At 45.8% G+C, this 19,943-nt stretch carries 15 protein-coding genes, 28 tRNA genes and 1 pseudogene; 39 read left to right on the top strand and 5 right to left on the bottom strand.

Features of this window, described 5'->3' with window-relative positions; genetic code table 11:
• Window positions 1–20 precede the first annotated feature (20 nt).
• Both QUA10_RS07700 and QUA10_RS07695 read left to right on the top strand, forming a co-directional pair.
• Window positions 21–257, top strand: coding sequence for a DUF2281 domain-containing protein (locus QUA10_RS07700; RefSeq protein WP_333082054.1), 237 nt, complete (start codon window positions 21–23; stop codon window positions 255–257).
• A gap of 90 nt (window positions 258–347) precedes the next feature.
• Complete coding sequence (locus QUA10_RS07695; RefSeq protein WP_333082053.1) at window positions 348–3,215, top strand: type I restriction endonuclease subunit R; 2,868 nt, start codon at window positions 348–350, stop codon at window positions 3,213–3,215.
• Between the two features lie 188 nt (window positions 3,216–3,403).
• On the opposite strand, the gene QUA10_RS07690 is transcribed toward QUA10_RS07695, so the two are convergent.
• The 3 genes from QUA10_RS07690 to petM form a co-directional block, all read right to left on the bottom strand.
• Window positions 3,404–4,321 carry an NAD(+) kinase gene (locus tag QUA10_RS07690; protein WP_333082052.1) on the bottom strand — a complete coding sequence of 306 codons (918 nt, stop codon included), beginning with the start codon at window positions 4,319–4,321 and terminating at the stop codon, window positions 3,404–3,406.
• Between the two features lies 1 nt (window position 4,322).
• A complete protein-coding gene (locus tag QUA10_RS07685) occupies window positions 4,323–5,300 on the bottom strand; it encodes an NmrA family NAD(P)-binding protein (protein ID WP_333082051.1) in 978 nt (325 codons plus the stop codon).
• 197 nt (window positions 5,301–5,497) lie between these two features.
• Window positions 5,498–5,602, bottom strand: a complete 105-nt coding sequence (gene petM, locus QUA10_RS07680; RefSeq protein ID WP_172189541.1) for a cytochrome b6-f complex subunit PetM — start codon at window positions 5,600–5,602, stop codon at window positions 5,498–5,500.
• 70 nt (window positions 5,603–5,672) lie between these two features.
• On the opposite strand from petM, the gene pdxA reads away from it, so the two are divergent.
• Both pdxA and QUA10_RS07670 read left to right on the top strand, forming a co-directional pair.
• Window positions 5,673–6,770, top strand: coding sequence for a 4-hydroxythreonine-4-phosphate dehydrogenase PdxA (gene pdxA / locus QUA10_RS07675; protein ID WP_333082050.1), 1,098 nt, complete (start codon window positions 5,673–5,675; stop codon window positions 6,768–6,770).
• A gap of 120 nt (window positions 6,771–6,890) precedes the next feature.
• On the top strand, window positions 6,891–10,502 hold the full coding sequence (locus QUA10_RS07670) for an OmpA family protein (RefSeq protein ID WP_333082049.1): 3,612 nt from the start codon (window positions 6,891–6,893) through the stop codon (window positions 10,500–10,502).
• Window positions 10,503–10,662: 160 nt separating this feature from the next.
• Here the strand turns inward: QUA10_RS07670 and QUA10_RS07665 are convergent, their stop codons facing one another.
• On the bottom strand, window positions 10,663–11,487 hold the full coding sequence (locus QUA10_RS07665; RefSeq protein ID WP_333082048.1) for a biotin--[acetyl-CoA-carboxylase] ligase: 825 nt from the start codon (window positions 11,485–11,487) through the stop codon (window positions 10,663–10,665).
• A 495-nt stretch (window positions 11,488–11,982) separates the two neighbouring features.
• On the opposite strand from QUA10_RS07665, the gene QUA10_RS07660 reads away from it, so the two are divergent.
• From QUA10_RS07660 to QUA10_RS07585, 16 genes are all read left to right on the top strand, one after another.
• Window positions 11,983–12,056, top strand: a tRNA-Asp gene (locus QUA10_RS07660).
• 194 nt (window positions 12,057–12,250) lie between these two features.
• Window positions 12,251–12,324, top strand: a tRNA-Cys gene (locus QUA10_RS07655).
• Between the two features lie 79 nt (window positions 12,325–12,403).
• A tRNA-Glu gene (locus QUA10_RS07650) sits at window positions 12,404–12,480 on the top strand.
• 4 nt (window positions 12,481–12,484) lie between these two features.
• Window positions 12,485–12,566 (top strand) — tRNA-Tyr (locus tag QUA10_RS07645).
• A gap of 34 nt (window positions 12,567–12,600) precedes the next feature.
• Window positions 12,601–12,675, top strand: a tRNA-Arg gene (locus QUA10_RS07640).
• 4 nt (window positions 12,676–12,679) lie between these two features.
• A tRNA-Ser gene (locus tag QUA10_RS07635) sits at window positions 12,680–12,766 on the top strand.
• Window positions 12,767–12,770: 4 nt separating this feature from the next.
• Window positions 12,771–12,843, top strand: a tRNA-Phe gene (locus tag QUA10_RS07630).
• A 6-nt stretch (window positions 12,844–12,849) separates the two neighbouring features.
• Window positions 12,850–12,924, top strand: a tRNA-Asn gene (locus QUA10_RS07625).
• 10 nt (window positions 12,925–12,934) lie between these two features.
• Window positions 12,935–13,013 (top strand) — tRNA-Gln (locus QUA10_RS07620).
• 5 nt (window positions 13,014–13,018) lie between these two features.
• Window positions 13,019–13,092 (top strand) — tRNA-Gln (locus QUA10_RS07615).
• A 29-nt stretch (window positions 13,093–13,121) separates the two neighbouring features.
• Window positions 13,122–13,198 (top strand) — tRNA-Leu (locus QUA10_RS07610).
• 22 nt (window positions 13,199–13,220) lie between these two features.
• Window positions 13,221–13,301: transfer RNA gene (locus tag QUA10_RS07605), tRNA-Leu, on the top strand.
• Window positions 13,302–13,305: 4 nt separating this feature from the next.
• A tRNA-Pro gene (locus QUA10_RS07600) sits at window positions 13,306–13,378 on the top strand.
• A 4-nt stretch (window positions 13,379–13,382) separates the two neighbouring features.
• Window positions 13,383–13,458 (top strand) — tRNA-Leu (locus QUA10_RS07595).
• Between the two features lie 37 nt (window positions 13,459–13,495).
• A tRNA-Leu gene (locus tag QUA10_RS07590) sits at window positions 13,496–13,569 on the top strand.
• Window positions 13,570–13,664: 95 nt separating this feature from the next.
• Window positions 13,665–13,736: transfer RNA gene (locus QUA10_RS07585), tRNA-Thr, on the top strand.
• 20 nt (window positions 13,737–13,756) lie between these two features.
• Here QUA10_RS07585 and QUA10_RS07580 read toward each other — a convergent pair.
• Window positions 13,757–14,362, bottom strand: coding sequence for a macro domain-containing protein (locus QUA10_RS07580; RefSeq protein ID WP_333082047.1), 606 nt, complete (start codon window positions 14,360–14,362; stop codon window positions 13,757–13,759).
• Window positions 14,363–14,464: 102 nt separating this feature from the next.
• Here QUA10_RS07580 and QUA10_RS07575 point away from each other — a divergent pair.
• The 19 genes and pseudogenes from QUA10_RS07575 to QUA10_RS07485 all read left to right on the top strand — a co-directional run bounded on the left by QUA10_RS07575 (window position 14,465) and on the right by QUA10_RS07485 (window position 19,937).
• Window positions 14,465–14,908: pseudogene (locus QUA10_RS07575) on the top strand (retroviral-like aspartic protease family protein).
• A 44-nt stretch (window positions 14,909–14,952) separates the two neighbouring features.
• Window positions 14,953–15,023, top strand: a tRNA-Gly gene (locus tag QUA10_RS07570).
• Window positions 15,024–15,082: 59 nt separating this feature from the next.
• Window positions 15,083–15,154 (top strand) — tRNA-Gly (locus QUA10_RS07565).
• Window positions 15,155–15,159: 5 nt separating this feature from the next.
• A tRNA-Val gene (locus QUA10_RS07560) sits at window positions 15,160–15,231 on the top strand.
• A 9-nt stretch (window positions 15,232–15,240) separates the two neighbouring features.
• Window positions 15,241–15,313: transfer RNA gene (locus tag QUA10_RS07555), tRNA-Arg, on the top strand.
• Window positions 15,314–15,646: 333 nt separating this feature from the next.
• Window positions 15,647–15,720: transfer RNA gene (locus QUA10_RS07550), tRNA-Arg, on the top strand.
• Window positions 15,721–15,727: 7 nt separating this feature from the next.
• Window positions 15,728–15,804 (top strand) — tRNA-Ala (locus QUA10_RS07545).
• A gap of 54 nt (window positions 15,805–15,858) precedes the next feature.
• Window positions 15,859–15,931, top strand: a tRNA-Ala gene (locus tag QUA10_RS07540).
• 6 nt (window positions 15,932–15,937) lie between these two features.
• Window positions 15,938–16,012, top strand: a tRNA-His gene (locus tag QUA10_RS07535).
• A gap of 4 nt (window positions 16,013–16,016) precedes the next feature.
• Window positions 16,017–16,099, top strand: a tRNA-Ser gene (locus QUA10_RS07530).
• Between the two features lie 460 nt (window positions 16,100–16,559).
• Window positions 16,560–17,132: a dihydrofolate reductase family protein gene (locus tag QUA10_RS07525; protein ID WP_333082046.1), complete on the top strand. Its 573-nt coding sequence runs from the start codon at window positions 16,560–16,562 to the stop codon at window positions 17,130–17,132.
• A gap of 101 nt (window positions 17,133–17,233) precedes the next feature.
• Window positions 17,234–17,305: transfer RNA gene (locus QUA10_RS07520), tRNA-Lys, on the top strand.
• Between the two features lie 56 nt (window positions 17,306–17,361).
• Window positions 17,362–17,446: transfer RNA gene (locus QUA10_RS07515), tRNA-Ser, on the top strand.
• A 102-nt stretch (window positions 17,447–17,548) separates the two neighbouring features.
• Entirely contained in the window at window positions 17,549–18,778 is a 1,230-nt protein-coding gene (gene tuf, locus QUA10_RS07510; protein WP_333082045.1) for an elongation factor Tu, read from the top strand.
• Window positions 18,779–18,808: 30 nt separating this feature from the next.
• Window positions 18,809–18,937, top strand: coding sequence for an ATP-grasp domain-containing protein (locus tag QUA10_RS07505; protein WP_333039009.1), 129 nt, complete (start codon window positions 18,809–18,811; stop codon window positions 18,935–18,937).
• Between the two features lie 136 nt (window positions 18,938–19,073).
• Window positions 19,074–19,250: a DUF6888 family protein gene (locus tag QUA10_RS07500; RefSeq protein WP_333033723.1), complete on the top strand. Its 177-nt coding sequence runs from the start codon at window positions 19,074–19,076 to the stop codon at window positions 19,248–19,250.
• Entirely contained in the window at window positions 19,250–19,456 is a 207-nt protein-coding gene (locus QUA10_RS07495) for a DUF6887 family protein (RefSeq protein ID WP_333039010.1), read from the top strand. Before QUA10_RS07500 ends, QUA10_RS07495 begins: the two co-directional genes overlap by 1 nt.
• A gap of 178 nt (window positions 19,457–19,634) precedes the next feature.
• Window positions 19,635–19,708 (top strand) — tRNA-Lys (locus QUA10_RS07490).
• Between the two features lie 52 nt (window positions 19,709–19,760).
• Window positions 19,761–19,937: a hypothetical protein gene (locus tag QUA10_RS07485; protein WP_333039011.1), complete on the top strand. Its 177-nt coding sequence runs from the start codon at window positions 19,761–19,763 to the stop codon at window positions 19,935–19,937.
• Window positions 19,938–19,943: the final 6 nt, after the last annotated feature.

The raw sequence follows: 19,943 nt of genomic DNA, 5'->3' as shown, positions 1-19,943 counted from the left end.
AACTAACCAAGGAGAAACCCATGTTAACCCTAGAAATGGCTATTCAAAAAATCCAACAATTTCCCCCCGAACAGCGCAATAAAGTTATTGAATATATCGAATTTCTGGAATTTCAAGCCCATCGACAACAAGAAAAACAACCCGAAATACCCCTTGAGCAAAATCAATACTTTTTCGCCATAGCCGGAATTTGGGAGGGGAAAAATATCACCTTAGACAACATTCGCAGAGACGCATGGGGTGAAGAAAACCAATGATTTTGTGTGACACCCATATCCTCGTTGAATTTTATAAAAACAACACTGCTATCATTTAATAACTACGTCAGACTATATCATTTCTAAACAATGACTCAATCTGAACAAGAACTAGAACAAAATCTAATCCAGCGCCTGACGGGACTCGGCTACGAACCCGTCACCATCCGCAACGCCGAAGATTTACGAAACAATCTCAAAGCCCAACTCGAAAAACATAATAAAACCCAACTCAGTCCCGAAGAATTTAAGCGAGTCCTCAACCACCTCGACAAAGGCAACGTCTTCGATCGCGCCGATCGCCTCCGTGACAGAATGCTCCTCATCCGTGATGATGGTACACCCACCTATCTCGAATTTCTCAACACCGAACACTGGTGTCAAAACCAATACCAAGTCACCCACCAGATCGCCCAACAAGGCAAATACAAAAATCGCTACGACGTAACCTTATTAATTAACGGCTTGCCCCTAGTCCAAATCGAACTCAAACGCCGAGGACTCGAACTAAAAGAAGCATTCAACCAAATCAACCGCTACCAACGCCACTCCTACGGTGCAGACTTTGGGTTATTTCAATATGTGCAAATTTTTGTCATCTCCAACGGCGTAAATACTCGCTACTACGCCAACAACCGCAAACAAGAATACAAACAAACCTTCTACTGGGCAGATGCAGAAAATAACCTAATCACCCAACTCGAAGACTTCGCCAAGGCCTTTCTGGAGAAATGCCACCTCTCCAAAATGATCTGCAAATACATCGTCCTGCACCAATCCGACAAAGTGCTGATGGTGCTACGTCCCTACCAATACTATGCCGTCGAAGCCATCCTTGAGCGCGTCAAAACCACCGACAAAAACGGCTATATCTGGCACACCACAGGCTCAGGCAAAACCCTCACCAGCTTCAAAGCCGCCCAAATCCTCACCGCACTCCCCAAAGTCCATAAAGTGCTGTTTGTGGTCGATCGCGCTGACCTCGACTACCAAACCAGCAAAGAATTCAACCACTTCAGCCCCGACTGCGTAGATACCACCGATAGCACCAGAGAACTCGTCAATCAGATGACAGGCGACAGCAATCTCATCGTCACCACCATCCAAAAACTGAATAACGCCATCCGAAACCCTCGCCATGAATCTGTCATGGAACCCCTGCGGAATCAGCGTATCGTTTTTATTTTCGATGAATGTCACCGTTCCCAATTTGGCGAAACCCACAAAAATATTGTCAAATTCTTCCCCAACGCCCAAATGTTTGGCTTTACTGGCACACCCATCTTCGCCGACAACGCCGCCAGTAACGCCTATGGCAAACGCACCACCAAAGATTTATTCCAAGAGTGTCTGCATAGGTATGTGATCACTAATGCGATCGCCGATGAAAACGTGCTTAAATTCTCCGTTGAATATTGGGGAAAAATCAAGCGCAAAGACGGCAGCCTGATCACCGAACCCAAACTCGATCGCGAATTCTTTGAAAACCCCGATCGGATTTCCCTAATCGTTGATTGGATCATAGAAAACCATAACCGCAAAACCCACAATAAAAAATTCTCCGCCATGCTCTGCGTCAGTAATATTGATAGCTTACTGACCTATTACGAAACCTTTAAAAATAAACAAAAACAGGGTTTACATGACTTGCGAGTCGTTACGATCTTCACCCCCAGCATTAACGAAGACGACGAAGAGGCAAATGGCTTAATCGGCGAACCCGATTTTGATTTAAAAACCAGCAACAGTTCCCATAGCCGCGACAAACTCGCCGAATTTATCAACGATTACAACGCCCTCTATCAAACCCAACATTCCGTCAGAGACAGCAAAGCCTTCTACACCTACTACAAAGACATCTCCAAGCGGATGAAAGACCGCGATCGGGAAAACGCTCAGGATCAAGAACGTGCCGATATTCTGTTAGTCGTCAATATGTTCCTCACGGGCTTCGATGTCAAAAAGCTCAATACCCTCTACGTTGATAAAAACCTCCAGTATCACGGACTCATTCAAGCCTATTCCCGCACCAACCGCATTTTAGGCGAGCTCAAATCCCAAGGCAATATCGTCTGTTTCCGTAACCTCAAAGAAAACACCGACCAAGCCGTCGCCCTCTTCTCCGATGCCAACGCCAAGGAAGAAATCTTCATCGAACCCTACGAACACTACATTGAAGCGTTTAATAAAGGTGTGCAGGAATTGAGGACGATCGCCACTATCCCCAACGATGTCAATAAACTGATCAGCGAAGACGATCAAGTGGAATTTGTCAAAGCCTTTCGTAATCTCATCCGTCTATTAAACGTCAGTAAATCCTTCACCGAGTTTAATTTTACTGACCTGAACATGGACGAACAGACCTTTGAAGATTATAAGAGCAAGTACCTCGACATTTACGACAGAACGCGATCGCGCAAAGAGGAAGAAAAAGACTCCATCATTGAAGAAGTTGATTTTGAACTAGAACTCATTCAACGCGACGAAATCAACGTTTCCTACATTCTTAAACTCCTAGGAGAACTCCAACAAAATACCAAAACCACGGAAGAAGACTATCAGAAGAGAAAAGAGTCTATTCTCGAACTCGTTGGGCAAGAGGTTCAATTACGCAGTAAACGGGATCTCATTGAAAAATTCATTGACGAACAGATGCCCACAATTAAGCCAGAAGAGGCGATCGAAACCGTATTTCAAAACTTCTGGAACCAAGAACGCACGGTCGCCGTGCGCCAACTCTGTCTCAAGGAAAATCTGAAACTTGAAGCGGTCAACCAAATGATCGCCGACTATAAATTCTCAGGCAAAGAACCATTACGCGAGACAATTCTAAATGCCTGTAACGAAAAACCCAAACTATTAGAGCGCAAAAAAGTCTTCGATCGCGTCGTATCACAATTACTCGACATTATCAACAAGTTCGATGATGCTCTTGGCGCATTTGAAGAGGAACAATAAAACAACCCTCAAAGCAGGCGATCGCCAAATCAGTGCCGATTCTTCATGTTTTATGATACATGGTCTAACAAGTCGATAAAGCGGACGGACAAGAGATTCTAGTGGGGATGCCGAAATCTACGAGCAAGCCAACTGGTTGAGCCAACAATCCCCGTACCTCGATCGTCGGGGAGTGTCAACAACAACTATCAAGGCAACTCAACCGAACTCGGTTTAGCAATGTGAGGCAAGCCCCAGCCCAATTTTTCCCGCAAAATGTGGAAAAACTCAAAAGATTGCACCCGAATAAACCGGGCTGGGTACGGAGCTCGCTCGACTTGCACCCAATCTTCAGGCAGAACATAACATCCGCCGTTCCCGTCTACCACCATTACCAGGCGGTTCGGACTAGCCGGCAAAATCTTGATCGGCTCGGTGTTGGAAAACACCAAAGCCCGCGAAGCCATTGAATGCGGGCAAATAGGCAGCAACTGCAACACCGGCACTCCCGGAATGATGACAGGCCCACCGGCAGAAAGGGCGTAAGCTGTCGATCCTGTGGGAGTTGCGATGATGACTCCATCTGCGGCAATGTCAACAGAGGCGTGCTGACCGATCGCCACTTCAAAATGACACATACAAGTCAGCGGTTCCCGGTGCAGCACCATTTCATTGAGACAAAGAGCTTCCCAGAGGCAGTCGTTTTCTCGAAACAGCCGCACCGCCAGCATCGATCTTTCTTCTATTTCGTATTCTCCGGCGATTACCTTTTCCAAAGCTTGCGGCAGCAAGTTCAGGTAAGTTTCTGTTAAAAAGCCCATGTGACCGGTATTGACAGTCAGCAGCGGCACTCCAATCGGAGCAACTTGGCGAAATGCCGACAGCACCGTACCGTCGCCGCCCAAAACCACTGCAAACTCCATGTCGCTGTCAAAACCGGGGGGGACGAGTTGTTCGATCTGAGTGTGGCACAGGGGGCGATCGGGGCTAGAATAGCCCAGAATTCCTCCTGAACCAGAAACCGAGCAAACCTCCCAGCCGCGGGCAGTCAGCTTGTCTTCCAACTCTGCGGCGATGCGACAAGCCACAGGTTTAACGTCGTTGTATATAATCCCAGCTTTCGGCACTTTAAAATGTAAAGGGCATTTTTTGTTTACTCCGTTTTTTAGTCTTAAGCTGCTCGTACTCTATTTCCTTGAGCTTCTTCATAATCAGATTAAAGTATTCTTCGAGATAAGACTCCAAAGTAGTAGTTTCTTTGGGGTCGAGTCCGAAGACACTGTAAACGTCATCCATCGGAGCTTTCAAGGGTTTTCCGGCTGCCAAAACTTCTGAAAAAGCCAATCTGTCAGCTACGTTCCAACTCCACTGAAAGAACTTAGCAAATTGACGAGTAGCCTTCAACAAGGCGTCTGGGGTGCGCGTAATTTTAGCTTGCTTCCCTGACAGCCGTTCGCACAACCGCACGATTTCGTCAGCATCCCAAGCGCGATTTCCCACCACCGGAAAGCTTTTTTTCTCGGTTTCAGGAACTGAAAGGGCCCGGACGGCAAATTTAGCAACGTCCTGAGTGTTCATGTAGGCAAGGGCGGATGGCTTGTTGGGCAGCCAGACTGCCTGATTGTCCAAAATCGGCATTGCATACAGGCTCAGTAGTCCTTGCAAAAAGCCGCAAGGTCTCAAGATTGTGTAGTCTAAACCGGATTCTGCTAAAAACAGTTCGGTACAACGCTTGATTTCCAACAAGGGGACTTGGGGATATTTCTCAGCGTCGAGAAAGGAAAAGAATATGTAACGCTTGATGCCTGCTGCTGCTGCTGCTTGGATCAGCGATACTTTTCCGTCCCAGTCTACTCTTTTAATGCTGACAGAATCGGCTGCACTGGCTGTTGCTGCATCGATAATAGCACTGACGCCTTCTAGGGCCGGAGGCAGACTGTCTGGCTGGCAAAGGTTCCCCGGTACGAGTTCAGCGCCCCATTCTTTCAAAAATGCAGCTTTTCTGTAACTTCTGACTAAACAGCGCACCTGGTAGCCCTCGTCTAGGGCGCGGCGAGCTATTTGGCGGCCGAGAGTGCCGGTGGCACCTAAAATCAATAAAGTCATCTAGGGATTAATTATGAATCTTAAACTTTCAATAAGATGGTATCAGGTTTTTGTTAAGTTTTTTATAAAAACTTAACAAAAACCTGAATTTTTCTCATTTTAGGCTTGAGATATTCGGCAGAAGGCTGACTTTCGGCAGCAAGTAGACTCTAGAAGGCAGAAGGTAGAAGGCTTCTGAAGGATTGGTTGAAAAAAACTTATTCTTCGCCGCCTTGCAATTTGAGCAGGAGGAAGCCTCCACCTATACCTACGAAAATTAGGGAAAAGGACAAAAAGGCTGCATTGAAAATTTCAGGATTCATGATTTGATAAGTCCAATTGGGCGATCGCATTAAATAAAGATAATATAATTTGGGGCAACCAGGTACATGAATGCTAAAATTTCAGTGCCGAAATTGCTGTATTTTGTTGGAGAAAACTGCCTTGAGTCTCGATCGGGAATCACAACTAGCTGTAACTCTTGGAGATCCGGCGGGAATTGGACCGGAAGTGATTCTCAAGGCATTGGCCGATCCCGCTGCTGGCTTGATGGCAACGGTTATAGGCTCTAGGAGAGTTTTGCAGCAAACTTACGATAAGTTGCGATCGAGCAATCCAGCAGCAGAAGCGGCAAATCCCGAAACATTAAACATTATTGATATTGAACCAGACAGCAAGTGGGGCGAAATAGTCCCCGGTGTCGGGAGTGCAGCTAGCGGGGCTGCTAGCTTTGCTTACATGGAAAGTGCGATCACCCGTACCATCGCCGGCGAATTCTCCGCCATCGTGACAGGCCCGATTTCCAAAACTTGCTGGCAGGCGGCCGGTTACAATTATCCCGGACAAACAGAACTCCTCGCAGAAAGAGCAAAATCGCAGCGGTTCGGAATGCTGTTTGCCGCCACATCTCCCCACAGTGGCTGGACGCTCGTAACTTTACTCGCTACCACACATATTTCCCTGCGTCAAGTCCCCGATGCGTTGAGTCCCGAATTACTGAGTGAAAAACTAGAATTACTGATAAACTGTTTGCGGGAAGATTTTGGGCTGGAAAGACCGAAAATTGCGATTTCTGGCTTAAATCCTCACAGCGGCGAAAATGGCAAACTGGGAAATGAAGAGCAAGACTGGATGATACCTTGGTTGGAAACGCAGCGCGATCGCTTTCCTCAAGTGCAGTTAGACGGGCCAGTCCCCCCGGATACCCTGTGGGTAAAACCGGCTAAAGTTTGGTACGGTTTAGCCAAGGAAGCTCACGACGGTTACTTGGCAATGTACCACGACCAGGGGTTGATTCCAGTAAAATTGATGGCTTTCGATAAAGCAGTCAACACTACAATTGGCTTGCCTTTTGTCCGCACATCTCCGGATCACGGCACAGCTTTTGATATTGTAGGTCAGGGGATTGCAGATGCCTCCAGCATGAAGGCAGCATTGCAGTTGGCGGCTCAGTTGGCTAGTCGCAGAACAGCAGTTAAAATAAGGCGATAGCTTTAGTACGCCTGACGCTTGGAAAAATTGTGTCATTCCTATTGATTTTCGCTGGGGTGAGGCGGCAAGCAAGCTGGTAATTTCCTTCGGTCGATCAAAATCACGTTTGGGTAGGGCAGTATGGCAGCATCTAATGATAATTCAGGCAAAATATATCAGTCAGAAAAAGAGGTTTCTGATGCAACTCAGGCAAGTTCTAAAGCTGGAGAGCAACTACAGGAATTGCTAACCATACTGACTGAATTCCAGTTATTAAAAAAATCAAAAAAAGAACCAAGCGAGCTGAAGTTACCGCTTGCGGAAAAGTCTATTCAGCGATTGGAGAATGAGGAAAATCGGCGCAAACAATTGTCTTTTAGGATCGAATCACCAAGTATTATACCCGAAGTATTAACTAACGAGGAAGAGATCCCATCTCAAAGACGAGAAAACAATAATGAGGAACCCGATTTATCTGTAGCCAGGAAGATAGCAAAAAAAAATCCACCGTCTGAGGAAGAGTTAGAACAAGCAGTAGAAGAGTTTAAGCGGTTGCAGCAACTGCTGTTTGAAAGGGATTTACCGGAATTTTACAGTAATGTTTTGAGCGTGGAACAAAGATTAGAAAATTTTGAGAAGTTGATGTCTGAACCCCAAGAGTTGATGACTTTACTGAAGCCGTTAATTCCTGAGTTGATGAGAGATGAATTAGAGGGGTTGAAGTCGGAATTAAAAAAGGCGAGCGAACTCGCTAGCAGCGATCAAATTAATCAGCTCGAATTGCAGACAAAAATAGCGGATTTGGAAAATAAAATTGCTAACTTCAACCAGCAGCAACTGCCGAATTCAGAACAGTTAATGCAACGGGTGATGTTGGTGGTGGGCGAGCTGCTCAAGCGTAAGGTAGAGGAGTCTAAGTTAGAGGTAGCTTCAGCGATCGCACCAAAAGTCAATCAAGTAATTCACAATCAAAACGGACTTGAAGAACAGGTAGTAAGAATTGAAGATAGAGTTGCGAATATTCAGCAGCGTTACCAGCAGCAACCGGAAGATTTAATCAAGCAGCTAGTACCAGTAGTTACCGAATTGCTGAACCGCAAAATTAGTGAATTAAAGTCAGAGATTGTAGAAGCTGTTACCCCCTCAGTACAGGTAAGAATAGCTTGGGTAGAAATAGAAGAAAAAGTATTGAGCATCATCGAACGGCGACTGGCTACACAACAGTCGCCAACTCAGAAGCCTGAAGAGATAATGGCGATGCTAATGCCGGCCATCACTGATTTGCTGAATCAGAAAATCGATGAATCAAAATTACAAGTAGCATCGACGATCGAACCTTTGATAGAATCAGCAATTCTTCAAAGAGAAGTTCAAGAAAAATTGAGCGACGTAGAAAGTAGACTAAATAATCTTCAGCGACAGCAAAAATCTCAGCCGGAAGATATAATGGCAAGGTTAATGCCCTTAATGATTGAGTCGCTGAACCGGAAAATCGAGGAGACAAAGTTAGAGGTGAGAGAGGCGATCGCACCTGGTGTCAACACAGCTCTTCAAAACAGCGGTATTGCAGCACAAATATTAAATAATGAAACTAAGATTGTCGAAGTTCAGCAGCAAGTTTTAGCCGAGATAGAAGGGTTGATGGCAAGAATAATGCCAGTGATTGTAGAAATGCTGTCTCGAAACATCGGGGAAGCAAAGCTAGAGATAGAATCTGCGATCGCCCCGGCTGTCGATGCCATCATTCAGAATAAAAGGATCGATCAAAGACTCGCGAAAATCGAACAAAAGATTGTAGCGATCGAACACCGGATTTATGAATCGACAGACTTGTTTACAGATTTACTGAAACCTTTGATTGACGAGCTGATGGTTAGCCATCACGCCCAACTGCAAAAGTCTGTCATCGAATCTATTTTGCCTTTGTTAGATGAAGTTGTAAGTTATAATTACAGACTCAACGATAAAGTAGGCGAACTCGATCGCAAAATTACTGATGCGGAATGGGGAGGCGATCGGGAAGAATTACTTGCCAGAATTAAAGTCATCTTTCCCGAAATGATGATCCAAACAATTAATGAGTCTAGAAAATCATTTGTCGAAACCATAGCTCCGATAATTGATGAAATAATTAATACGAAAAGCCGAGAAAATAGACAATCGATGGGAGTAGCCATATCGCCGGCTCTGACTGTGGGAATCAGCCACAGAATCAGTGAATCGCCCGATGAAATTGCCATGGCGATCGCGCCGGAAATGGCCACCGCTATCAAACAGCAAATTCATCTCAAGCGAGAAGCAATGTCGGATGCACTTTATCCGATAATCGGCAGCACGATTTTAAAATACATCGCCGAGATGATGCGGGAGATTAATGAAAAACTCGAAGCATCTTTAAGTCCAGAGGGAATTAGTCGCAAAATTAAAGCCAAATTACAGGGAATTTCTGAAGCAGAATTGCTGATAAAAGAAACAACACCACTGAGTGTTAAAGCTGTGTTTTTAATTCAAACACAATCGGGCTTAGTAATTTCAGCAGTGCAGAAGTCTGAACGCGAACAGCTAGAATCAGATATGGTAGCGGGGATGCTGACTGCTATTCGGGCTTTTGTCAACGATTGCATCTCTCAGTCGGGAAATATTGCAGAGATTGATGCTATCGAATACGGCACATCTACGATCGTATTGGAAGTAGCGGGATCGTGTTATCTGGCAGTAGTTATGCAAGGAGAAACCCGCCAGTGGTTTAAGTACAAAATGCGAGCGATATTCAACAATATTGTTCAAGAATACGGAGATCAAATTCGGTCATTTAACGGCGATCCAGCAACTGTACCACCCGAAGTAAACTCGAAATTGCAAAAATTAATCGATACAGATGTAAAAGTTAAATCTTCTAAACTTCCCATTTTACCAATTATCGGTTTGGCAGCGTTAGGTTTAATTGGCGTACCTTGGGGAATTCATCAATACCGCAGCGCAGTTGAAGCGAGCTTAGAAGCAGATACGAATTTAGCATTACAATCTGCTCCAGAGTTATCGGTTTATCGTATCGCGGCCGATGTTAAAGATAAATTATTGCAGATTTCGGGCCGAGTGCCAAATCAAAATCTGCGATTGAAAGCGGAAAAAATCGCTCAGCAAGTGGCTCCACAATCAAGAATTGAAAATAAAATTATAGCCGTTGAAGTACCTCCCGATCCAGTTTTAGTAGAAGCCGATGTCAAGCGGACGGCAGCTCTTTTGAATAAAGTAGAAAGCATTAATATCTCGGCTCGCTATGCAGAGGGAAAAGTCGCCGTTGCAGGCAGCGTAAGCAAAGTGCCAGATGCTCAGAAAATAACTCAAGCTTTTGAGAAAATTCCGGGCGTGAAGTCTGTAACAAATACAGTGATAATAGGAACTCCACCGCCACCAAAGATAATAATGCCAGTTCGCGTGTATTTCGGTGCAGGCTCGGCAAGTTTGGAGGCGAAAGATGTAGCAGAAAAGCTTAGCAAAGTCAAGGAATATATGGAGAAAAATCGCACGAAGAATTTAAGGATAGTTGGCTACAGCGATTTTAAAAGCACTCGGGTAGAAAATCAAAAGTTGGCACTGGAAAGGGCGACAAATGTGAAAAATATTTTGGTTAGACAAGGGATAAATGGCAACAGAATACAAGTTGCTTCTACTAAGGGTCGTCCGGAAGGTGTGGAGGCCAATCAACCGTTGTGGCTGAGCAGATTGGTAGTATTTGAGGTGATCAATTGAAATTGAAATAGGGCATGGGGCATGGGGCATGGGGCATGGGGCATTGTTAACTGTTGACTGTTGACTGTTAACTGCTGACGGCGTTGAGTGATGACAACTGACAAATGACAACTGACAACTGCCCACTGACAACTGACAACTGCCCACTGACAACTGCCTCTTAAATTAATCTAACTCGCCCAGAGGTAAAGGCTTGTATTCGATCGCCCGCCAAGCATACTAACAAGCGGCCGCATCCGTCAATGCCGGCGGCTTGTCCGTAGATGGTTTCCGACGCAAGTTCGATCGCCACCGGGCAGCCAATCAACCCATCGCGGCGGCGCAATTCCGGCAAAAGTAGCGTTAAACCGGACTTGGAGGCTGGCTTGTCTGTGATAGAAAACATATCCGCTACTTCGAGTAAATAGTGCCGCAGTCGATCGACCAAACACAGTTCATCTGGTACTGTACTAGCAATAGAATGCAAGCTTACCGCATTGCCCAGATCCCTTTCATCCAATCCTGCAGCCGCGAAATCTACGCAGCGGTTGAGTCCAATTCCCACAACGGCGCGAGTTTTGCCAAAAACATTGCTGGAAGTAGCTTCGCAGAGAATTCCCGCTAATTTGTGGCGATCGATCCAGACATCGTTTGGCCATTTCAGGCGCAGCATATCGCGACAGTCGGGAACCAAATCTTCGATCGCGTAAATCACCGCTAAACCCGCTGCTAAACTGATCCCTGGCAACAGAGTGGGGTTGAGGTTGTCGAGAACAAAACTAACAGTCAAGACACCGCTTGGGGCGTGCCAGGTGCGCCCGTGTTGGCCGCGCCCGCTGGTTTGTCGCTTTGTAAATACTGCATCTCCGTGGTGGAGTTGGGCCGCGCGGGCGATCGCCCAACTGTTGGTACTCGGACAGGTATCTAAGGAGTGTAGCCAGTGAGGAAGGTTTGGGCGATCGGGTTGTATGGTTGCGGACACGGGAGTTAAGGGCAATTCAGACAAGGTTTGATTTGTAGTATTTGATATTTAAAAGCTGATTATCGCATTTTCCAGAAGAGCCACCTCGCGCGACGGCGAGAATTCAGAGCAATTGGAGTGTAGTACAGCTTCAGCATCAGATTTACCTTGCGCCACAACCTCTGTTTAGCAGCAAAAATATTGATATATAAGGATTTGGGGGAACGCAGAGGGTTGGTGGGAGCGATCAACACCCCTTTAAAAAACCCAATTTAAAAAAAAGTTGTATTACCCCCTTGACAGTCTTGTAATACACAATGTAGTATAAATGTATGGCGAAGGGGAAAGAGCTTCAAAGCCTTACCCCACTAGCAATATGAACCTTGAAAACTGAATAGGAAGTTAATCGTGTCACATAATTGTGGACATCGGCGGTGTAGACTCCGGCAACAAAAGCCCGATCGGGTTGTAGTACGCGGAATCAACCGCCACCCTGTCCCAACTTGAGTAATTCAAGGACAGAATATTGTTCATTTTCGCGGGGGTATAGCTCAATCGGTCAGAGCAGTCGCCTGTCGAGCGAAAGGTTGCGAGTTCAAGTCTCGTTACTCCCGTCAGTCGATTTTAGATTTTAGATTTACTCCACAGGAGAAGAATCTGGGAACTGGAACTTTGGTCTAAAATCCACACCTCCTGTCGGAAAGCAAGTATCCGTTTTTCGGCGGGGGTCAAAGTCCCGTAGGCAAAAGTCAAGCCGTCTCCCTCTCTGGCGTGAAGATTGCGAGTGCAAACCTCGTCGGGACTCCCAGGTTAGGTGGCTGAGTGGCTCAAAGCGTCGGTCTGCAAAACCGATTTTCGCGGGTTCAAATCCCGCCCTAACCTCTGTTCCTATTTATTCGCAGGAGCAATCTCAAATCTCAAAGAGCAATCCAAAATCTAAAATCTAAAATCTAAAATCGATAGTGCTGTAGGCAAATGGTTTAAGCCGCTTGGATTTCACCCAAGTGATTGCGGGTTCAACTCCCGTCAGCACTTCCAAACTGGGTCGGCCCTCCTATTGGCGTGGGTAGCTGTCTGTAAAACAGTAGCTTAAAGCGTTGCTGGTTCAATTCCAGCCCGACCCATTTGTAACTGAATTTAATATGCAGTTGCAATTTTGAGAACGTGGTGTAACTGGATAACATTTCAGTCTACGAAACTGAAGATTTGGGGGTTCAAATCCCTCCGTTCTCGCTGTGGAGAGGTGGCCGAGTGGCTTAAGGCGCTTTCCTGCTAAGAAAGAGCGGTTTAACAGCCGTCGAGGGTTCAAATCCCTCCTTCTCCGTTTTCCCCCGATAGCTCAGTTGGTAGAGCGCTTGTCTGAAGAGCAGGAGGTCGTCAGTTCGATACTGACTTGGGGGATTGCGTTGCCTTATAGCTCAATGGTAGAGCAAGCGGTTGTTAACCGCTAGGTTGTAGGTTCGAGTCCTACTGGGGCAGCCATTTTTTTAATTGCCGGGTAGACAAATTGGTAAAGTCGCCTATCTCTGAAATAGGAGTTTTTGTAGGTTCAAAGCCTACCCCGGCACCCAATTATTGGGAAGTCGCCTAATCGGTATGGCACCGCTCTTTGAAAGCGGAAAAATGCAGGTTCGATCCCTGCCTTCCCAGTTCTGCTATTACCAAAGCAGATCGATTACACTCCTGTAGCCCAATTGGCAGAGGCCGCAATTTCAAAAATTGTGTTGTGTGAGTTCAAATCTCACCAGGAGTACCAAATTTTTAACAAGTTTCTACTTGCTCCTGTGGCGGAATTGGCAGACGCGGCAGACTTAAAATCTGTTTTATTTTGAGTGTGAGTTCGAGTCTCACTAGGAGCATGAACGGGATGTAATTCAGCGGCCAGAAGCCATGCTTTGGGAGCATGGAGTCGTTGGTTCAAATCCAACCATCCCGACTTTACCCCTGTGATGTAATTGGAAAACATCACTCGCTCAGAACGAGTGTTTTTTGCAGGTTCGAGTCCTGTCAGGGGTATGAGGTTTTATTAAATCTCAAATATCAAATCGGTTTTGCCCCTGTAGCCCAATTGGTAGAGGCGCTAGATTTAGGATCTAGTTAGTGCTGGTTCGATGCCAGTCAGGGGTATTTGGTGACATCGCGGGTGAAGTAGCCTGGGTAGGCTTGGAGGTCTCATAAGCCTCTTCATAGCAGGTTCAACTCCTGCCCCCGCCACCAAAAATGCAGGTGTGATGTAACTGGCAACATGAGGCTCTTGTAAAGCTTTTATGCGAGTTCAAATCTCGCCACCTGCTTGGGAAAGTGCGATCGCTCTTTAAGCAGGATTGCGATCGCCACCTTCCCAAATTTGCAGTTGTCGTTCTGCGGCAACAAAACAGTTGACATACGGTGTGGGATACACAAAATAATCGTAAGCCAGAGCCATTTGCCGCGCGGCTTCACGATAAGGAACTCGGCCGATTCCCGTTCCCAATCCCGGACAAACGACACTCTCAATTTTACGTTTTGCGTGTTGATTGTAGCGCCGAATTGTTAATAGCATGGCCCACATTGCCACATACGGAACGTCTGTTCCTACGACAGACATCGGTACGCGCATGGTGGGAGTATGAGCGATAAAAGGATGTTTGGGATGGTGAGTTTCGATGATAAATGACGTGCCAACTGGTTGTTCGCCTAGATAGTCTTCCAAGATATGCTGCTGAACCCTAACCATGAGAGAATGACCGAAAAAATCAACAATGGCTGCATCGATACCGCCATCCATCATGCCAAATGAATTGGCGGGACTAACCAAACAGTCATACTCGGTTAAATCCTCGAAACGTTTGTTGGTAATTTCGACATTGGGTAGGTAGAAAAAATACTCTTGGAATGCGGCGAATAGTTCGGGATTGGGTGCTGTAAGTATAAGTTTCATGTGTTTTATCTCCGCTCCTAGTTTAGCAAATTACTAATGGCGATCGCACTCATTTTTCCAAAAAATTGCCATAATTGAGGTTGAGTAGTTCAAGGTTAAACTATGCTAGCAACTGACAATACCTCAATGGGAAAAATTATTACCCTACTCACCGTGACTAACCGCGCCGATCAAAATGTCGCAGCCAGAGGATTTATGCCTTCCGACCAAATCCGTTCAGTCACTCTAAATAATGTGCTAGTTGATACAGGTGCAACAACATTGTGTTTGCCTGCAAGTATCATTGCACAACTCGGTTTAGAATTGCTCAAAGAAGTGGATGTAGAGACTGCTAATGGCATTGGTAAAGCCAGAATTTTTCAGGATGCTAATTTTTTTTTAGTAGGACGCTAAGGCACGTTTGAGTATTTGGAATTGCCCGGAGGTATGAATCCTTTATTAGGCATGATTCCTCTAGAAGCCCTGGGAATTGAATTAGATTTAAAAAATCAGCGATTAGTAACTTTACCCATTAGTCCAACGCCAACTTACTTGACAATTTTGTAAAGGCTGTATGTTGAGGTTAAAGAGATACAATCGCTAAACTAATTGCGGATATGGTGTAACGGTAGCATTCGAGTCTTCCAAACTCTAGGCACGAGTTCGAGCCTCGTTATCCGCTTGGCTAAACAAGAGGTTTTTTCAATCCCAAATCTCAAATTTCCAATCTAAAATCAGTTTGCGGGTGTGATGTAAAGGCTAGCATCTGAGTATGCCATTCTCAGCGCATGGGTTCGAGTCCCATCATCCGCTTTTGTAGTCCTGTAGCTCAACGGTAGAGCGTTTGCCTTACAAGCAAGATGTTGCAGGTTCAACTCCTGTCAGGACTACTAATTTATGGGAGTGTAGCTCAATGGATAGAGCGCCGCGCTTCGGACGCGGATGTTGTGGGTTCGAGTCCTACCACTCTCGTTGTTTTTGCTTTAATTTAAGGAGGTTGATTCCATTGAATGGATAATTTTTTATAGTAAGATCGATCGCCCTTTGCGTGCCCCAATCTTTGGAGCCTACATACTTTAGTACGAGAGGAAAGGTAACGCTGTCAAAATCAGCGGGCGTTTGAGAACGAGGAGTGCGATGAACCCGGCAGGTTGGCTTAAAGGTAGCCATCCTTTAAAGAGTGTGTAGTAACTCATGGGCGGAGTCCCTCTAGTAACTGAGAAAACGCAATGCTCTGATAACTTGCACGTCAAAGTGCGTGAAGCGCAGCTATCCCATAGGGAATCGCGCATTAACAAAAAACATGGGAGTGTAACTCAACTGGATAGAGTGTCGAGCTTCTACCTCGAATGTTGTGGGTTCAAGTCCTACCACTCCTGCTGTCTGGGGTTCGTAGCTTAATTGGTAAAGCATCTAACTGGCTGTTAGAAAGATATCGGTTCAAATCCGATCGCAATCCACCACACCAATTTTAGATTTTAGATTTTAGATTTACTCGACAGGTGAATCTTTTACGCGGGGTCATAGCTCAATTGGTAGAGCGCTTGCTTTGCACGCAAGAGGCCAGGAGTTCGATTCTCCTTGACTCCACTTCCGGTGTCTGAAGTCGAAGCGGTCGAGACGCTAGCCCGTGAAGCTAGTTATTAGCGGGTTCAAGCCCCGTCAGACACCCCTTGGAAGATGCCGCTAAATGGTTGGCAACCAGTCTTGAAAACTGGGGTACAGGTAACTGTAAGGGTTCGATTCCTTCATCTTCCTTTTAACCACCGGAAGTCGAAAAGCGAGACACCGTGCTGATAACGCGGGGATAGGAGGGGCAGTACCTCCTCGGTGGATTTCTTATGATTTTATATATAAATAATGGAGGATGATGGTTAATTTGTTTTCAGAAGATTTGCTATTATAGACTGAGAAAAATTGCGGGGAGGTCGCCTAATTGGAATGGCACCGTAAAAACTTTGGAAAAGCGGCTCCCAAAAGGACGATCGGGTTTGTTGAGTAGGGTAAAAAGTTGCTTCGCGACGTTCCCTGAAAACGCAAACTGGCAGCGGGTTGCGGAGGCACTGAAAGGAATTAACAGTCCGAGATGGGGGCAGTTCTCATCTGCTTGCGGGCAGTAAGGAAGCGCGTTTCCTGAAAGTTGCTGCCGATCGATGCGGGTTCGAGTCCCGTCCTCTCCATTTGTAGTCTTGTCAGTTTATCAAAAAAAAGGTGAAACATGAGAAAACTAAAATATTACGTTGCTTGCACCGTTGACGGGTTTATTGCTCGCGAAGATGGGTCATTTGATTGTTTTCCTATGGAAGGAGAGCATTTCGCTGATTTGTTCGATTCCTTTCCTGAAACTTTTCCGGCTCACTTTCAGGAAGCACGAGGCATTCGTGCAGAGAACAAGCAGTTTGATGCGGTTTTGATGGGACGGAAAACCTATGAGGTAGGGCTAAATTTTGGTGTAACTAATCCTTATCCTACCTTGAAGCAGTATGTTTTTTCGCGCACTATGAAAGCCAGTCCCGATGAGAATATTGAACTTGTTTCGGACAATCCTGTCGCATTGGTTCAGGAATTGAAAAAAGAAACTGGTAAAGACATCTGGCTGTGCGGTGGTGGCGCTTTAGCGGCAACTCTCTTTTCTGAGATTGACGAGATGATTGTCAAGTTGAATCCGCTAGTTATCGGAGCGGGAATTCCTCTTTTTTTCGGTGCAATCGAGCCGACCAATTTGGAACTTGCCGATCGCAAAATCTATAGCAACGGTTTCATGTTACTTCATTATCGAGTGAAGCATTAGCAATCGGGACTTTAGGCGTTGCAATTGCTGGGGGCAAAAAAGGACTGAAGTGTTTACTACACAATAATTTTTTAGGAATTACACAAACGCTGAATTTTTAAGGGTGGTTAGCAAAGCGGTTATGCACCCGGCTTTTAACCGGTACCAGATAGGTTCAACTCCTATACCACCCACTTTCAATCTATCTGCCTTAATCAGCGTTTATCTGCGGTTAAAAATTCCAAAACTTGGAAAGTGCGGCGGTGTGGACGGCAACTGGTTTGGAATACCAGGGTGCAGCGAAAGCTGTAGAGGTTCGACTCCTCCACTTTCCTTTTTAATCATTAGTCATTAGTCCTTAGTCATTAATAACAGGCTAAGGACTAAAAACTCATGATTAAGAACCAAAAACAACTCTTAGAGGAGAATCAAATGTAATGTCACGCACCAAATTTGAACGGAACAAACCCCACGTCAATGTCGGTACGATCGGTCACGTTGACCACGGCAAAACAACCCTAACAGCGGCGATTACAATGACGCTAGCTGCACAGGGTCGGGCCAAGGCTAAAAAGTACGATGAAATCGATGCTGCACCGGAAGAAAAACAGCGGGGGATCACGATTAATACGGCTCACGTTGAGTATGAAACTGGCGATCGCCATTACGCTCACGTTGATTGTCCGGGTCACGCTGATTACGTGAAAAACATGATCGTGGGTGCCGCTCAAATGGATGGTGCAATCCTCGTCGTGTCGGCGGCAGATGGTTCGATGCCTCAAACTCGCGAACATATCTTGTTAGCGCGGCAAGTGGGAGTGCCGAAGCTGGTTGTCTTTTTGAATAAGAAAGATATGGTGGAGGATGCGGAAATTTTGGAGTTGGTCGAGTTAGAAATTCGCGAACTTCTCAGTTCTTACGGTTTCCCCGGCGATGATATCCCAATTGTCGCAGGTTCGGCACTGAAAGCGCTGGAAAAGATGACTGCTAATCCGAAAATTCAGCGCGGCGAGGATGAGTGGGTCGATGGCATTTACGATTTGATGGATGCGGTAGATGACTGGATTTCTACGCCCGATCGCGATATTGACAAACCTTTTCTGATGGCTGTTGAAGATGTGTTCTCGATCAAAGGTCGGGGAACTGTCGCAACTGGCAAAATCGAGCGGGGTAAAATCAAAGTCGGCGATACTGTGGAATTGGTGGGAATCCAAAACACTCGCACGATAACTGTTATCGGCGTTGAAATGTTCCAGCAACTTCTGGATGAAGGAATGGCTGGAGATAATGTCGGTTTGTTGCTTCGCGGCATCCAAAAAGACGAAATTGAGCGGGGGATGGTGCTTGCTAAACCCGGTTCAATTAAACCTCACACTGAATTCGATTCTGAGGTTTACGTGCTGTCGGAAAAAGAAGGCGGCCGCCGAACTCCTTTCTTTGCGGGATATCGGCCTCAATTCTACGTGCGGACAACGGATGTTACAGGTACGATCGCATCTTTTACGGCTGATGACGGGGGCGAGATCAACATGGTAGTTCCGGGCGATCGCGTTAATATGACTGTGAAGTTGTTGCAGCCGATCGCGATCAAACAAAATATGCGTTTTGCCATCCGCGAAGGTAATCGCACTGTCGGCGCCGGTGTCGTCTCCCACATTCTCAAGTAGACGCTTTCGGAACCAATTAGAATCAGTAGGGTGGACAAAAGTCCACCTTACTCATTAATTCACAGCAAGTTTTTCTGTGTGGATGCAGTAGATCGCCAAGATGGAGTCAAGCGAATTGTCGAGATTGGAGATGGCCAAGTATCAGATTTGATTGGATAGTCGGCCACAGGTTTTGCACAACTCTGGCGCAGATAAGGTAGGATGGGAAAGACTCGTTATTTTATAATGTTGAGCCTTGGCGCTCGGTAGAATAAATTGTATACTGAAAAAATATGATTCAACTAACAGCGGTTAAATGCCTACCAACGCACAATTGAGGGGTTTGTATCGAATTGGCTACCAGTTGACGTATTTAATGTTTCAGCCCATTCACCTCATTTGCATTGACGATCGCACTCAAAATTTATTCATATTGGCAGGAAATAACGAGGAAATAGAGTTGGAAATTACACCGAATGGGGAGGTGCTGTAATGAGTCAAATTAACTACAGTGCAATGTCTTACCCAGAGTTAAGGCGGTACTTTCTTGACCACCGAGACGATCGAGCTGCTTTTCAAGCTTATCTAGCAAAACGTCGGGAACGATCGCCGAGAGTCATTACAACAGTTGACGATCCAGACTTTGATGTCAAAATTCAAACAGCAATTCGCCAGCAAATGGCACAGCATCAGAAGTAGCGCAGTACAGCGCCATAACACCGCATTGCAGCGAATAAACGAAAGCCGCTACTTAAGTTGCTTGAGCTTGTAATTGCGCGATCGCACTTGCGTTAAATATTGACCCTGGGCGATCGCCACAAATTTTTACAAAAATAGTTGAGTTTTCAGAACGGTTGTGTTATACTAGCTTAGATGCGGGAGTATAGCTCAGTTGGTTAGAGCAGGTGACTCTTAATCTCAAGGTCGAAGGTTCAAGTCCTTCTACTCCCATCCCAAATAACATACTACTCACAAGGCTTTGAGGCTTTAAACTGTCTCTAGTATGTCGTTTTTCGCCCATTTTGCGCTCACGATAGCAGCCAATGGCGGTAGCGGTTGGATTACTGTGAGTGTTAGCGTTGTCGGATTTTTAATGCCGATCGACCGATCGGATCAGTCGATCGATAAAAGTGCGATCGCCCAAGCTATTTTTAAACTGAATAAGAACAGGGAATGGTGATTAGCT

Origin of the sequence: Microcoleus sp. Pol8_D6, from assembly GCF_036700965.1 — a bacterium.
Classification (GTDB): domain Bacteria; phylum Cyanobacteriota; class Cyanobacteriia; order Cyanobacteriales; family Microcoleaceae; genus Microcoleus.
The sequence above is the reverse complement of the archived record's forward strand: the minus strand, read 5'-3'. Positions and strand labels throughout refer to the sequence as shown.

Coding starts and splice junctions, on each gene's coding strand:
- QUA10_RS07700 (WP_333082054.1), top strand. CDS start 21: ATGTTAACCCTAGAAATGGCTATTCAAAAAATCCAACAATTTCCCCCC.
- QUA10_RS07695 (WP_333082053.1), top strand. CDS start 348: ATGACTCAATCTGAACAAGAACTAGAACAAAATCTAATCCAGCGCCTG.
- QUA10_RS07685 (WP_333082051.1), bottom strand. CDS start 5,300: ATGACTTTATTGATTTTAGGTGCCACCGGCACTCTCGGCCGCCAAATA.
- petM (WP_172189541.1), bottom strand. CDS start 5,602: ATGAATCCTGAAATTTTCAATGCAGCCTTTTTGTCCTTTTCCCTAATT.
- pdxA (WP_333082050.1), top strand. CDS start 5,673: ATGCTAAAATTTCAGTGCCGAAATTGCTGTATTTTGTTGGAGAAAACT.
- QUA10_RS07670 (WP_333082049.1), top strand. CDS start 6,891: ATGGCAGCATCTAATGATAATTCAGGCAAAATATATCAGTCAGAAAAA.
- QUA10_RS07580 (WP_333082047.1), bottom strand. CDS start 14,362: ATGAAACTTATACTTACAGCACCCAATCCCGAACTATTCGCCGCATTC.
- QUA10_RS07525 (WP_333082046.1), top strand. CDS start 16,560: ATGAGAAAACTAAAATATTACGTTGCTTGCACCGTTGACGGGTTTATT.
- tuf (WP_333082045.1), top strand. CDS start 17,549: ATGTCACGCACCAAATTTGAACGGAACAAACCCCACGTCAATGTCGGT.
- QUA10_RS07500 (WP_333033723.1), top strand. CDS start 19,074: ATGCCTACCAACGCACAATTGAGGGGTTTGTATCGAATTGGCTACCAG.
- QUA10_RS07495 (WP_333039010.1), top strand. CDS start 19,250: ATGAGTCAAATTAACTACAGTGCAATGTCTTACCCAGAGTTAAGGCGG.
- QUA10_RS07485 (WP_333039011.1), top strand. CDS start 19,761: ATGTCGTTTTTCGCCCATTTTGCGCTCACGATAGCAGCCAATGGCGGT.